The sequence below is a fragment of the Microbulbifer sp. ALW1 genome, from assembly GCF_009903625.1.
Taxonomy (GTDB): domain Bacteria; phylum Pseudomonadota; class Gammaproteobacteria; order Pseudomonadales; family Cellvibrionaceae; genus Microbulbifer.
In genome coordinates this window covers 2,272,501-2,285,931 of sequence record NZ_CP047569.1, presented here as the reverse complement: position 1 = coordinate 2,285,931, position 13,431 = coordinate 2,272,501, and the positions used below count along the sequence as shown (strand labels likewise).

At 56.4% G+C, this 13,431-nt stretch carries 9 protein-coding genes, 1 tRNA gene and 2 rRNA genes (1 of these 12 only partly in view); 5 read left to right on the top strand and 7 right to left on the bottom strand.

Features of this window, described 5'->3' with window-relative positions:
* Window positions 1-124: 124 nt before the first annotated feature.
* The gene (locus GRX76_RS09415; RefSeq protein WP_160153080.1) at window positions 125-1,345 is read right to left on the bottom strand and encodes an argininosuccinate synthase; all 1,221 of its coding nucleotides are present in this window, start codon (window positions 1,343-1,345) and stop codon (window positions 125-127) included.
* A 360-nt stretch (window positions 1,346-1,705) separates the two neighbouring features.
* Here GRX76_RS09415 and pyrC point away from each other — a divergent pair, with 360 nt between their 5' ends.
* The 4 genes from pyrC (at window position 1,706) to GRX76_RS09395 (ending at window position 4,976) form a co-directional block, all read left to right on the top strand.
* Window positions 1,706-2,734 carry a dihydroorotase gene (gene pyrC / locus GRX76_RS09410; protein ID WP_236250639.1) on the top strand — a complete coding sequence of 343 codons (1,029 nt, stop codon included), beginning with the start codon at window positions 1,706-1,708 and terminating at the stop codon, window positions 2,732-2,734.
* A 99-nt stretch (window positions 2,735-2,833) separates the two neighbouring features.
* Window positions 2,834-3,499, top strand: coding sequence for a ribonuclease T (gene rnt / locus GRX76_RS09405; protein ID WP_160153078.1), 666 nt, complete (start codon window positions 2,834-2,836; stop codon window positions 3,497-3,499).
* A 106-nt stretch (window positions 3,500-3,605) separates the two neighbouring features.
* Window positions 3,606-4,556, top strand: coding sequence for a PHB depolymerase family esterase (locus GRX76_RS09400; protein WP_160153077.1), 951 nt, complete (start codon window positions 3,606-3,608; stop codon window positions 4,554-4,556).
* A 222-nt stretch (window positions 4,557-4,778) separates the two neighbouring features.
* Complete coding sequence (locus tag GRX76_RS09395) at window positions 4,779-4,976, top strand: hypothetical protein (RefSeq protein ID WP_160153076.1); 198 nt, start codon at window positions 4,779-4,781, stop codon at window positions 4,974-4,976.
* A gap of 239 nt (window positions 4,977-5,215) precedes the next feature.
* Here GRX76_RS09395 and secF read toward each other — a convergent pair whose 3' ends face one another.
* The 4 genes from secF to queA all read right to left on the bottom strand — a co-directional run bounded on the left by secF (window position 5,216) and on the right by queA (window position 10,496).
* Complete coding sequence (secF, locus tag GRX76_RS09390) at window positions 5,216-6,217, bottom strand: protein translocase subunit SecF (protein ID WP_160153075.1); 1,002 nt, start codon at window positions 6,215-6,217, stop codon at window positions 5,216-5,218.
* A gap of 10 nt (window positions 6,218-6,227) precedes the next feature.
* Complete coding sequence (secD, locus tag GRX76_RS09385) at window positions 6,228-8,096, bottom strand: protein translocase subunit SecD (protein ID WP_160153074.1); 1,869 nt, start codon at window positions 8,094-8,096, stop codon at window positions 6,228-6,230.
* Between the two features lie 167 nt (window positions 8,097-8,263).
* Window positions 8,264-9,397: a tRNA guanosine(34) transglycosylase Tgt gene (gene tgt, locus GRX76_RS09380; RefSeq protein WP_160153073.1), complete on the bottom strand. Its 1,134-nt coding sequence runs from the start codon at window positions 9,395-9,397 to the stop codon at window positions 8,264-8,266.
* 43 nt (window positions 9,398-9,440) lie between these two features.
* The gene (gene queA / locus GRX76_RS09375; protein ID WP_160153072.1) at window positions 9,441-10,496 is read right to left on the bottom strand and encodes a tRNA preQ1(34) S-adenosylmethionine ribosyltransferase-isomerase QueA; all 1,056 of its coding nucleotides are present in this window, start codon (window positions 10,494-10,496) and stop codon (window positions 9,441-9,443) included.
* A 140-nt stretch (window positions 10,497-10,636) separates the two neighbouring features.
* On the opposite strand from queA, the gene GRX76_RS09370 reads away from it, so the two are divergent.
* Window positions 10,637-10,723: transfer RNA gene (locus tag GRX76_RS09370), tRNA-Leu, on the top strand.
* A 454-nt stretch (window positions 10,724-11,177) separates the two neighbouring features.
* Here GRX76_RS09370 and rrf read toward each other — a convergent pair.
* Together rrf and GRX76_RS09360 are read right to left on the bottom strand one after the other, a co-directional pair.
* Window positions 11,178-11,293: ribosomal RNA gene (gene rrf, locus GRX76_RS09365) — 5S ribosomal RNA — on the bottom strand.
* A 221-nt stretch (window positions 11,294-11,514) separates the two neighbouring features.
* Window positions 11,515-13,431 (bottom strand): 23S ribosomal RNA (locus GRX76_RS09360); it runs 964 nt beyond the window's last position.

Below are 13,431 nucleotides of genomic sequence, written 5' to 3'. Positions count from 1 at the left end.
TAAGATTCGTTTCCGTCAAACGCGAGGGAACTCGCCATTAAAGTAGCGGCTATACCCCTTCACGGTAGACCGGGCGGGCACAGAAACGACGATTTAAACGCTTCAATCGCCGCTTCTGGCTGATTTAGATCAAGTCTCTGCCTTTACCTGCGGCAATTCGCAGCCGCAGGGCATTCAATTTGATGAAACCTTCGGCATCTTTCTGGTTATAGGCGCCGGCATCGTCTTCAAAGGTGGCAATGCGCTCATCAAACAGACTGTCTTCAGAACGACGGCCCACTGCAGTGACGCTGCCTTTGTACAGTTTCAGGCGTACTTCACCGTTGACGACCGACTGCGACTCGTCGATGGCGGCCTGCAGCATGCGGCGCTCGGGAGACCACCAGTAGCCGTTGTAAATGAGTTTCGCGTAGCGCGGCATCAGCTCATCTTTGAGGTGCGCTACTTCGCGATCCAGAGTGATGGACTCGATGGCGCGGTGTGCCTTCATCAGAATGGTGCCGCCGGGGGTTTCGTAGCAGCCGCGGGACTTCATACCCACATAGCGGTTTTCCACGATATCCAGGCGACCAATACCATTGGCGCCACCCAGTTTGTTGAGTTTTTCCAGCAGGGTTGCCGGGCTCAGGCGCTCGCCGTCGATAGCAACCGGGTCGCCCTTTTCAAACTGCAGAGTGATATAGGTAGGCGCATCCGGTGCCGCCTCCGGGCTGACACTCCAGCGCCACATATCCTCTTCCGCTTCGGCCCACGGCTCTTCGAGCACACCGCCTTCATAGGAGATATGAAGCAGGTTTGCGTCCATGGAGTAAGGCGACTTTTTCTTTTTGTTGGAAAAATCGACCGGGATCTTGTGCTGCTCGCAGTACTGCATGAGCTTTTCGCGGGAATTCAGGTCCCACTCGCGCCAGGGGGCGATAACCTGAATACCCGGCTTCAGTGCGTAGGCACCCAGCTCGAAGCGCACCTGGTCGTTACCTTTACCGGTAGCACCGTGGGAAATGGCATCGGCACCGGTCTCGTTGGCGATTTCGATCAGGCGCTTGGCAATGAGCGGGCGGGCGATGGAAGTACCGAGCAGGTACTCACCCTCGTAGATGGTGTTGGCGCGGAACATCGGGAACACGTAATCCCGTACAAACTCCTCACGCAGGTCATCAATGTAGATTTCTTTGACACCCAACGCTTCCGCCTTGGCGCGCGCGGGCTCCACCTCTTCGCCCTGACCGATATCGGCAGTAAAGGTAACCACCTCACATCCGTAGGTGTCCTGTAGCCAGCGCACGATCACCGAGGTGTCGAGCCCGCCAGAATACGCCAATACCACCTTATCGATCTTGCTCATTACTATCCTCTGTATAGTGGCCCCTGCTGGAGGGGGAAGCCAACATCCACAGATACACGCAGGCCCACAGGGGCGGTGCACCGGTGAAAATCTTGTTCTGGGGGATTTATTTTTGGATGTGTGCCCAGGAATAGCGGATAGCCCGCTTTTTTCGGGGCGCGATTGTAGCGCCTAGAAACGTCTACGACTAGCACCAGAAATGGGGTCGTCAGGTTGGCTACTAAGCAACCAGCAACCCTTGTTTACTTTATATTCAATCTGTCGATCTATGAGGCGTTTGCCGCAGTTTTCGCAATTTTTTGGCGCTTCGGGTAGCATCGGCGCCGCGTTCAATCCGGGAGGAGATATTCGGTGGAGTCCTTGCAGCAAATTACCCTGCGTGCGCCTGACGACTGGCACATTCATTTACGCGATGGCGCAGCCCTGCCACGCACGGTTGGCGACGCCGCCAAGCAGTTTCGTCGCGCCATCATTATGCCCAACCTGGTACCACCAGTGGTGACGGCGCAAGAGGCCCTAGCCTACAAATCCCGTATTGAGGCGGCAGTGCCTGAGGGCGGCAACTTTACCCCGCTGATGGTGATCTACCTGACCGACAACACCACCCCCGAAATGGTGCAGCAGGCACACGCCGCCGGGGTCGTCGCAGCCAAGCTCTACCCTGCTGGCGCCACCACCAATTCCGATTCCGGTGTTACCGATATCCGCAACATCTATCCCGCACTGGAAGCCATGCAGTCCTGCGGTATGAAGCTGCTGCTGCACGGAGAGGTCACCACCAGCGATATCGACATTTTCGATCGCGAGCGGGTATTCATTGAGAATATCCTTGGCCCGGTAGTGAATGACTTCCCCACCCTGAAAATAGTGCTCGAACATATCACCACCGCCCAGGCCGCCGAATTTGTCGGTAAGGCCCGTGACGGGGTGGCCGCCACCATTACCGCGCACCACTTGCTGTACAATCGCAACCATATGCTGGTGGGCGGCATCCGCCCCCACTATTACTGCCTGCCCATCCTGAAGCGCGGCTTTCACCAGAATGCCCTGATCGAAGCAGCCACCAGCGGCAGCCCGAAGTTTTTCCTCGGCACCGACTCCGCCCCCCACGCACAGGGTAAAAAGGAAGCCGCATGCGGCTGTGCAGGCTGCTATACCGCCTTCAGCGCTATGGAGCTTTACGCGGAAGCCTTTGAGCGCGCCGGCAAACTGGAAAGACTGGAAGGCTTTGCCAGCGAATTTGGCCCCGATTTTTACGGGCTGCCACGCAATAGCGACACCATCACCCTGGTGCGGGAACCCTGGACACTGCCCAGCGGCCTGCCCATGGGATCGGAATCCCTGATTCCCCTGGCCGCCGGCGAAACCCTGAACTGGCGCCTCGCCTGACACCGGTACAGAAATCCCAAGGGGCTAGCGACCTAGCGACTATGGAATAGCCCCTGCTCATAACCCGACCGATTTAACGACTGACTTTCAGGAAACCCCGTGACACCAGCAGAAGAGCCCACCGGCCCCAAAAGTCCTTTAGCACAGCGATTTCGCGGCTTCCTGCCCGTCGTGCTCGACCTGGAGACTGGCGGCTTTAACGCGCGCACCGATGCCCTGCTGGAAGTTTCGGCGGTGATCCTGAATATGGACGACGAGGGCACCCTCTACCCGGAGGAAACCCACAGCTTCCATATCGAGCCCTTCGAAGGCGCCAATATTGAGCAGTCGGCGCTGGACTTTATCGGCATTGACCTGGAGTCCCCGGAACGTGACGCCTGGCCGGAAGAAATTGCACTGCCGGAAATGTTCCGCCAGATCCGCCGCGCCATCAAAAACCACAGCTGCACCCGGGCCATCATGGTGGCCCACAATGCCCACTTCGACCTGGGTTTCATCAATGCGGCCGTGGAGCGCTGTGGCGTGAAGCGCAACCCCTTCCACCCCTTCTCCTGCATGGACACCGCTACCCTTGCCGGCCTCGCTTATGGCCAGACCGTTCTGGCCAAAGCCTGCCAGGTTGCGGGCATCCCCTTCGATAACAGCAGTGCCCACTCCGCGGAATACGATGCGGAGAAGACGGCCGAGCTGTTCTGCGGCATCGTCAACCGTTGGCGCGACCTTGGCGGCTGGCCACTACCAGCCCCGGAAAACCCCGCCAGTTAAACCGATTTTCCCCGACCGGGACCTTTTGCGACCTTGGTCGCATAGGCACTGCTATTCCGCCCCGCTAGGCTGGGGCGACGTCCAATAAAAATCAGCGGGGAAAGCGATGCTTCAATTCAATCCGCGCGGAATCCTCCGCGCCTCACTCGTACTGTCGTTCGGGCTGTCCCTGGTCGTAGGCACGACCGCAGCCGGCGCCGGCAGTTGGCAACACAACGTTTCCGTTGGCGGCTTCGACAAGGTCCACATCTACACCCCAGATACCAGCTCCCCCATTGGCGATGGCAAGTCACTACTGGTGGTCTTGCACGGGTGCACCCAATCTATCGACGCGTATCTCTCTGCCAACCTCGAAGTCGCGGCCGACGAATTCGGTATGGTAGTCGCAGTACCCGATGCGATGAACAAGGCAGGCTACAACTGCTGGGCTTACTGGCAGGACGATAGATCCCGTACCGCTGGCGACTACAAGAACCTGATCAGCCTGGCGCACTCAATGAGCGGTGACAGCGACCGGGGCATCGACCCCAATCAGGTCTATATTGCCGGGCTTTCGTCTGGCGCGGTCTTCGCCAACACCGCGGCCTGTATCGCCCCGGACGTTTTCGCCGGCATGGGTGTCAGCGCCGGACCCAGCATAGGCACCAGCCCCGCCGGAGCCATTCGCAGTTGCGAAAAGGCAGATGTTGCCAGTCGCTGCAACAGCTATGCGGGAAGCTATGCCAGCCACTTCAAGACCCAAGTGGCATCCATCGCCCATGGCACTAACGACAACGTGGTCGATGACTGCTACAACACCCAGAATGCTGAGGGTATGGCGGGCGTCTACGGGGTGGAGCGGGTCACTGACACCAAAACGCTCAGTGAGGGCGAGCGCACGGCAACGGAAACCCTGTGGCGGGACGGCCGCGTTTCCATGCTATGGCTAGACGGTGTCGATCACTCCTGGTCTGGCGGCGAAGGGGCCAGTGGTAGCTATATCAACAATGCGGACATCAATTACGCCCGCTATCTGGCGCAGTACTTCATCGCTCACAACCAGCGCGTCGAGCGCTGAGCCCAGGGCGCTCCCGGCCCAACCCACCGGGGCCACATGCGAAGCCCCTCTCAACCGGCAAGTCCCAACCCGCAAATCCCAACCCGCAAACGCCTGATTTTTCAGGCTTTTGCGGTCGCTCCCGGGCACCGCCAGTTACCCCGGGAACGGCCAGTCCGTACGGGTGATTTTTTGCACAACTTGTGGTAATATCTGCCGTTCATACATAAATTGGACTGAATTGTGGCTAAAAAAGCATCCAGCACAAGCAAGCGCGGTAAGGAAACTGTTTCTCCTGAGTCACGTGAATCAATCGAAGCACAGGTTCAGGCTTTCCTCCAAAACGGCGGGAAAATCGAGCAGGTACCCAAAGGGGTAAGCGGCCAGACAAACACTTCCGGTCCCAAGCACATCACGCTCGGCAAAAAACCTCGCGCCTGATACCGCTCGTCGCGGCAGCGAGCTGCCGCCGCGCCCTTTCCTCTCCTCGCGGCCTTTCAGGCCCCAGGCCCCGCTTCACGACTTGTCTACCGCACAAGCAACGGGCTTTATACTCGTACTTCACCGCCCCCCGGTTATGCCCCTTTTTTCGCGCTTTTTCTGGTGCTTTCCCCAGGCATAAAAAAAGCGGGGAAACCCCCGCTTCTTAGTGAATGTATCCTAGCTAATGCACTATGCCCTTATGGCATCTCATCCTGCTCCGCACCTTCCTTCACCGGCGGCATCAGGTCCTCTTTGGTCGTATTCATTGCCATCAGAATATTGGCGGCAACGTACACCGATGAGAAAGTACCGATCACAACACCCACAATCAGTGCCAGGGAGAAGTTATGGATCAGCTCTCCGCCAAAGAACTGCAACGCCCAGAGTACCAGCAAGGTGGTAAATGAGGTCATGAAGGTACGACTCAGGGTCTGACTCATGGAAATATTGATGATTTCTGCGGGCTCGGCCTGACGCACCTTACGGAAATTCTCCCGCACCCGGTCATAAACCACGATGGTGTCGTTGATCGAGTAGCCGATAACCGCCAATACGGCAGCCAGTACTGTCAGGTCGAAATCCAGGCGGAAGATGGCAAAGAAGCCAAGAACAATGATCACGTCGTGGATCAGGGCCACCACAGCGCCAACTGCGAACTTGTACTGGAACCGCAGAGCGACGTAAGCCATCACTACCGCCAGGGCAAACAGCATGCCCAGTCCGCCATCGTCACGCAGCTCTTCACCAATCTGCGGGCCAACCATTTCGACGCGGCGCAGGTCAATTCGACCATCGCTATGCTGGCGCAAAGCGCTTACTACTTCATCACCAATGGAGTCGGTCGCCTCAGCGTCGCGGGCATTTTGCTTTGCCTGCTTCTCCGCGACTTCCGGGGGCAGCTTGATCAACAGCTCGCTGTCGGAGCCAAACCGGACCACCGCGGCACCGCTGAAGCCCGCTTGCTCCAACTGACTGCGTACATCTTCTATCTTCGGGGCCTTTTCATAGCCCACTTCGATCTGGGTACCACCGGTGAAATCCAGCCCCAGCTTGAGGCCGTTCATTCCCAGAGCCACGATCGATGCAATGACCAGCAGCAGTGAGACTGCCGCTGCCAGCTTGCGCCAGCGCATAAAATCGTACACGCGCTTGCCCATATATTCGGTGATTCTGCCGTTTTCTTCTTTGGTATTACTCATCACCGTCCCCTTAAATCCAGAGTTTCTGTACGCGGCGACCGCCGTAGAACAAATTGATCAATGCCCGGGTTCCCATGATTGCACTGAACATGGAGGTCAAAATCCCGATCGAAAGTGTTACGGCGAAGCCCTGCACGGGGCCGGAGCCAATCGCGTACAGGATCACCGCCACAATCAGCGTGGTGATGTTCGCATCCACAATCGCACTGTAGGCGTTGTCGAAGCCGGCACTGATCGCAGACTGCGGCGATAGCCCGTTGCGCAACTCTTCCCTTATTCGGGAGAAGATGAGCACGTTGGCATCCACCGCCATACCAATGGTCAGCACCATACCGGCGATACCGGGAAGCGTCAGCGTAGCCCCCAGAATGGACATTACCGCGACCAGCAATACCAGGTTGACCGCCAGCGCAATATTCGCCGCCAAGCCAAACACGCGGTAGAAGATCAGCATACACAGCACAACAGCCAGCAGGCCGATCTGTACAGAGGTCACACCAACCTTGATGTTGTCGGCCCCCAGCGATGGTCCGATGACCCGCTCTTCCACGAAGTACATGGGCGCCGCCAGGGCACCAGAGCGAAGCAACAGGGCCAGCTCCTGGGCTTCAGCGGGGCTACCGAGGCCGGTGGTACGGAACTGGCGCCCCAGGGGGCTCTGAACCGTCGCCAGGCTGATGATTTTCTTGTCGTCGGTGCGCTTCTGGACAATCACTTCGTTGCCTTCCGCATCCACCTGTTTTTCGGGAGTGAAACGGCTCTCGACAAACAGGGTACCCATACGGCGGCCAACGTTTTTCCAGGTTGCCCGGTGCATCATTTCACCGCCCCGGGAATCCAGGGTGATATTCACCTGGGGGAAACCACTCTCGTCGTAGCCAACCCGCGCATCGGTTACGCGCTCGCCGGAAATAATGATCTTGCGTTCCAGCCAGGCACCGCCATAGGCCGCGCGTTCCTGCTCATCGCGATACTCGAAGTACTCTTTATTGGTCACCAGCGCATCGGGCTTGGCTTCCATACGGTACTCCAGGTTTGCGGTCTTACCGATAATCCGCTTGGCTTCCGCTGTGTCCTGCACACCAGGCAGCTCAACCACAATTCGATTGCGGCCCTGGCGCTGGACAATGGGCTCAGCCACACCCAGCTCATTCACCCGGTTGCGCAGGGTAGTCAGGTTCTGGGTAACGGCGTAATCTTCCAGCTGCTTGATTTCCTGCTCAGATAAAGTGGCACGAATCTCAAGGTTGCTGCCGCTGCCAGCTTCGGTCAGTTGCAGGGTTGGGAATTCCTTGCGCAACGTCCGCAGGCCCAGGCTGCGAAGGTCTTCACTGCGGAAACGGGCTACGATTTCGCGGTCGTCTTCCAGCTCGACACTGCGGTAACGCGCTTTGGCCCCGCGCAGCTTGGTTTTAACGTCAGAAACATAGCCTTCCATATTGGTCTTAACGATGGAGTTGGTGTCCACTTCCATCAGGAAGTGCACACCACCAGCCAGGTCCAGACCGAGTTTCATGGGGCTAGCCCCCAGATCGGAAAGCCACGCCGGTGTGGTCGGCGCCAGGTTCAGGGCCACCACGTAGTCGCCATGCCCCAGGAATTCCTGAATAGCACGCTTGGCTGGCAGCTGCTCTTCCATTGACTTCAGTCGCAACAGCACTGACTTGTCCTGGACCTCGCCCCCGAAATAGGAAATGCCAGCCTCATCCAACGCTTTTTGCGCCTTGTTGAGCACGTTTTGATCGACCTTAAGAAGGCTGGACTGACCGGAAATCTGCACCGCAGGGTCGGGGCGATAAAGGTTAGGTGCCGCATACAGCAGCCCCAGTCCGGCAATAATCAGGATCAGGAGATATTTCCAGAGGGGATAGCGATTCATGCTTTTCTCATTGTTTGACCGGCCCGCCTGGCGAGCGCATTTTATTGCAATAACTGACCATATGCGGGCGGCACATACCGATTGCAAGCCGAAGCAGAGCCGCCGGTCAGAATTGGGAGCTGATTATACGGGGATAGGAAGTTGGCACAAATCCACACTCCCTCCACTTACCCCAGAGGAGGAACTTCCCGCCCCAGTCCCTTATAGAAAGTCTCGACGTACGCATCCAGCTTGTGTTCCGAGATAGCATCGCGCAGATTCTGCATCAGCCGCTGATAGTGACGCAGGTTGTGAATCGTATTCAGTTGGGAGCCGAGGATCTCGCCGCACTTGTCCAGGTGGTGTAAATAGCTGCGCGAGAAGTTTTCGCAGGTATAGCAATCACACCCCTCCTCCAACGGTCCGGTATCGTGGCGATGCTTGGCGTTGCGGATCTTCACCACTCCGGAAAATGTGAACAGGTGGCCATTGCGGGCATTGCGGGTGGGCATCACGCAGTCAAACATATCGACGCCCCGGCGCACCGCCTCCACGATGTCCTCCGGCTTGCCCACACCCATCAGGTAGCGCGGTTTATCTGCCGGCATTTTGTAGGCAAGGTGATCGAGCACCTTGATCATTTCGTCTTTGGGTTCACCGACCGACAGGCCGCCGATCGCGTAGCCATCAAACTCCAGCTCGGTCAGCCCGGCTAGGGAAACATCACGCAACTCCGGATACATACCTCCCTGCACGATGCCGAACAGCGCCGAAGGGCTATCCCCGTGTGCGTCTTTGGAGCGCTTGGCCCAGCGCAGTGAAAGCTCCATGGACTTGCGCGCTTCGTCCGGAGTGGCGGGATAAGGCGTGCACTCATCGAAAATCATCACGACATCGGAACCCAGATCCTTTTGGACCTGCATGGACTCTTCCGGGCCCACAAATACCGGACTGCCATCTACCGGAGACTTGAAGGATACCCCTTCCTCACTGATCTTCCGCATTTGCCCCAGACTGAACACCTGGAAGCCACCGGAGTCTGTAAGGATCGGACCCTGCCACTGCATAAAATCATGTAGATCCCCATGGGCTTTAATCACCTCCGTGCCGGGGCGCAGCATCAGGTGGAATGTGTTGCCCAAAATAATATGCGCACCAATTGCCTCCACATCCCGCGGTAGCATTCCCTTTACCGTGCCATAAGTACCTACTGGCATGAATGCCGGGGTTTCTACCACTCCGCGAGGAAACTGCAGCCGCCCGCGACGAGCCTTGCCATCCGTCGTATCCAGCTCAAACTTCATAAAACACTGGCGGCTCACGATGACCTCCTCAATAGAATTTTTTGTGTATTTAGCTTGCGGGTCACGCGCGCCCCACTTCACTCGGATCCACCGCTGGATTCCGCTCAATCAACATCGCATCGCCATAGCTGAAGAATCGGTACTTCTGATCAACCGCGTCTTTGTACGCCTGCATAGTGTTGCCGTAACCAGCAAATGCGCTGACCAGCATCAGCAAGGTCGATTCAGGAAGGTGGAAGTTGGTAATCAGGCGATCAACCACTTTGAATTCATAACCAGGGTAAATGAAGATATCTGTTTCACCCTGTGTAGGTATCAGTTCACCCGAGCGGGCGGCGCTTTCCAGTGCACGTACACTTGTAGTACCCACAGCGATAACCCGACCTCCGCGGGCTTTGCAGTCTGCAACAGCGGTGCAGACGTCCTCGGACACATCCAGAATTTCCGTATGCATCTTGTGAGTGTGGATATCATCTACCCGCACAGGCTGAAAAGTCCCCGCTCCCACATGAAGGGTTACAAAGGTCGTCTCAACGCCCTGTGCCTTTAGCCCTTCAATCATCGCTTCGTCGAAGTGCAGTCCGGCCGTGGGCGCGGCCACTGCGCCGGCATTGCGACTGTACACGGTCTGGTAGCGCTCTTTATCGGCATCATCATCCGCGCGGTCGATATAGGGAGGCAGCGGCATATGCCCAAGCGTTTCCAGAATTTCGAGTACACCGGGCTCGGGAAACAGCAACTCAAAAAGCGCATCGTGACGCGCAGTCATTTGCAGTGCCAGATCATTCTCCAAAAGAATTTCACTGCCCGGTTTGGGTGACTTACTTGAGCGGATATGCGCCAGGGCACGTCGCTCATCGAGCACCCGCTCAATCAGAATTTCGAGCTTTCCACCACTGGCCTTCCGGGCGAAAAGACGCGCTGGAATGACCCGGGTATCATTGAAGACCAGCAGGTCCCCTGGCTGTATCAGCCCAGGCAAGTCAGCAAACTGTCGATGGCTGACCTCCCCACTAGCCCCATCGAGGCACAGCAATCGGCTACCACGGCGCTCAGCAGTTGGCGCTTTGGCAATGAGCGATTCTGGCAAATCAAAATGAAAGTCCTGGCGTTGCATTACATCAGTCTAGGTGCTTATTGATTGGCCGCGAAGAGTAACGGAAACCGCTCCCGCCGCCAAATCCTGTTGACCGCCACTCGCGCATCGCTATAATCATCGTCCTCTCGGAGCCGAGCTGAAAGCCGGTTACCGACAATGCCAGAGTGGTGAAATTGGTAGACACAGGGGATTCAAAATCCCCCGCCCTTAAAAGCGTGCCGGTTCGAGTCCGGCCTCTGGTACCAAACAAAAAAGCCCTGATTGCGCGAGCAATCAGGGCTTTTTTGTTTGGCACTTGAAGTCGGCGAGCACCGGCACTCGGTTCGACCAACCGCGCCAGCGGTTGGGACGCCGAAGGCGCCCGCAGGGGCACATTGGCAAAGCCAATGTGATCAGTCCGGCCTCGGACAGCTGACAGTGGGGTTGCGCAGTAGCTTTCGCTGTTCGGAAGTTTCGAAAAAGCTAATTGAGCGGAGCTTTATTGAAATGCGGTGCCTACTGGAGGAACGATGACCTGCAGTGGGTGTCGAGCGGTGCTCGCCATCGCTGCGCGACGCCTTCGGCGCCCCAAGCTTTGCACCTGCGGTGCATTGCTTGTCACATGGCAGCGCTTTGCACTGCGAGGTAGCGGGAGAAGTTCATCGAATCCTAAATAAAAAAAGGGCCACCCGATTGGGTGGCCCTTTCTTTTATTTAGAAACCTGACGATGACCTACTCTCACATGGGGAATCCCCACACTACCATCGGCGATGTTGCGTTTCACTTCTGAGTTCGGCAAGGGATCAGGTGGTTCCACAACTCTATTGTCGTCAGGCAAACTGGCTTGGGTTGGCTCGGTCTTATGGGCTCGTTGCCCTGCGCTGCCTGTTATCGCTGTTTGCCTCGGTCATTCTGGTGACCGGCGATAACCCCAAATAAGTCGGTAAAACACTCTGTAGTAATACACCGCAAGTCGATCAATCGAACGTTGCGTCTCTCGGCTCACAATCCGCTGATCATCTCGATCAGTCAATCGTTAGTAACCATCTCTGTTGTATGGTCAAGCCGCACGGGCAATTAGTACTGGTTAGCTCAACGCCTCACAACGCTTCCACACCCAGCCTATCAACGTGGTAGTCTTCCACGGCCCTTTAGGACTCTCAAGGAGTCAGGGAAATCTCATCTTGAAGGAGGCTTCCCGCTTAGATGCTTTCAGCGGTTATCCCGTCCGAACATAGCTACCGGGCAATGCCACTGGCGTGACAACCCGAACACCAGAGGTTCGTTCACTCCGGTCCTCTCGTACTAGGAGCAACTCTTCTCAAATTTCCAACGCCCACGGCAGATAGGGACCGAACTGTCTCACGACGTTCTAAACCCAGCTCGCGTACCACTTTAAATGGCGAACAGCCATACCCTTGGGACCGGCTTCAGCCCCAGGATGTGATGAGCCGACATCGAGGTGCCAAACACCGCCGTCGATGTGAACTCTTGGGCGGTATCAGCCTGTTATCCCCGGAGTACCTTTTATCCGTTGAGCGATGGCCCTTCCATACAGAACCACCGGATCACTATGACCTACTTTCGTACCTGCTCGTCATGTCTGACTCGCAGTCAAGCGCACTTATACCATTATGCTCATTGCATGATTTCCGACCATGCTGAGTGCACCTTCGTACTCCTCCGTTACTCTTTGGGAGGAGACCGCCCCAGTCAAACTACCCACCATACACTGTCCTCGATCCGGATAACGGACCAGAGTTAGAACCTCAAACATACCAGGGTGGTATTTCAAGGATGGCTCCACAATGACTGGCGTCACTGCTTCAAAGCCTCCCACCTATCCTACACAAGTAGGCTCAAAGTTCAGTGCAAAGCTGTAGTAAAGGTTCACGGGGTCTTTCCGTCTAGCCGCGGGTACACTGCATCTTAACAGCGATTTCAATTTCACTGAGTCTCTGGTGGAGACAGCTTGGCCATCGTTACGCCATTCGTGCAGGTCGGAACTTACCCGACAAGGAATTTCGCTACCTTAGGACCGTTATAGTTACGGCCGCCGTTTACCGGGGCTTCGATCAAGAGCTTCGCTTACGCTAACCCCATCAATTAACCTTCCGGCACCGGGCAGGCGTCACACCCTATACGTCCACTTACGTGTTTGCAGAGTGCTATGTTTTTAATAAACAGTCGCAGCCAACTGGTCACTTCGACCGCCAACAGCTTACGGAGCAAGTCCGATCACCGTCAGCGGCGTACCTTCTCCCGAAGTTACGGTACCATTTTGCCTAGTTCCTTCACCAGAGTTCTCTCAAGCGCCTTGGTATTCTCTACCTGACCACCTGTGTCGGTTTAGAGTACGGTTCACAATTGCCTGAAGCTTAGAAGTTTTTCCTGGAAGCAGGGCATCAACCACTTCGTCTTACAAGTAAGACTCGTCATCAGCTCTCAGCTTTAGGGACCCGGATTTGCCTAAGTCCCCAGCCTACTACCTTAAACATGGACAACCAATCGCCATGCTGGCCTAGCCTTCTCCGTCACTCCATCGCAGCAATTGCAAGTACAGGAATATTAACCCGTTTCCCATCGACTACGGCTTTCGCCCTCGCCTTAGGGGCCGACTAACCCTGTCCCGATTAGCGTTGGACAGGAACCCTTGGTCTTCCGGCGGGGAGGTTTTTCACCCCCCTTGTCGTTACTCATGTCAGCATTCGCACTTGTGATACCTCCAGCAGACCTCACAGTCCACCTTCAGCGGCTTACACAACGCTCCTCTACCATGCTCATAAGAGCATCCGCAGCTTCGGTTATCAGTTTGAGCCCCGGTATATCTTCCGCGCGGGCCGACTCGACTAGTGAGCTATTACGCTTTCTTTAAAGGATGGCTGCTTCTAAGCCAACCTCCTAGCTGTCTGGGCCTTCCCACATCGTTTCCCACTTAACTGATATTTGGGACCTTAGCTGGCGGTCTGGGTT

Coding starts and splice junctions, on each gene's coding strand:
- GRX76_RS09415 (WP_160153080.1), bottom strand. CDS start 1,345: ATGAGCAAGATCGATAAGGTGGTATTGGCGTATTCTGGCGGGCTCGAC.
- GRX76_RS09400 (WP_160153077.1), top strand. CDS start 3,606: ATGCTTCAATTCAATCCGCGCGGAATCCTCCGCGCCTCACTCGTACTG.
- secF (WP_160153075.1), bottom strand. CDS start 6,217: ATGAGTAATACCAAAGAAGAAAACGGCAGAATCACCGAATATATGGGC.
- secD (WP_160153074.1), bottom strand. CDS start 8,096: ATGAATCGCTATCCCCTCTGGAAATATCTCCTGATCCTGATTATTGCC.
- queA (WP_160153072.1), bottom strand. CDS start 10,496: ATGCAACGCCAGGACTTTCATTTTGATTTGCCAGAATCGCTCATTGCC.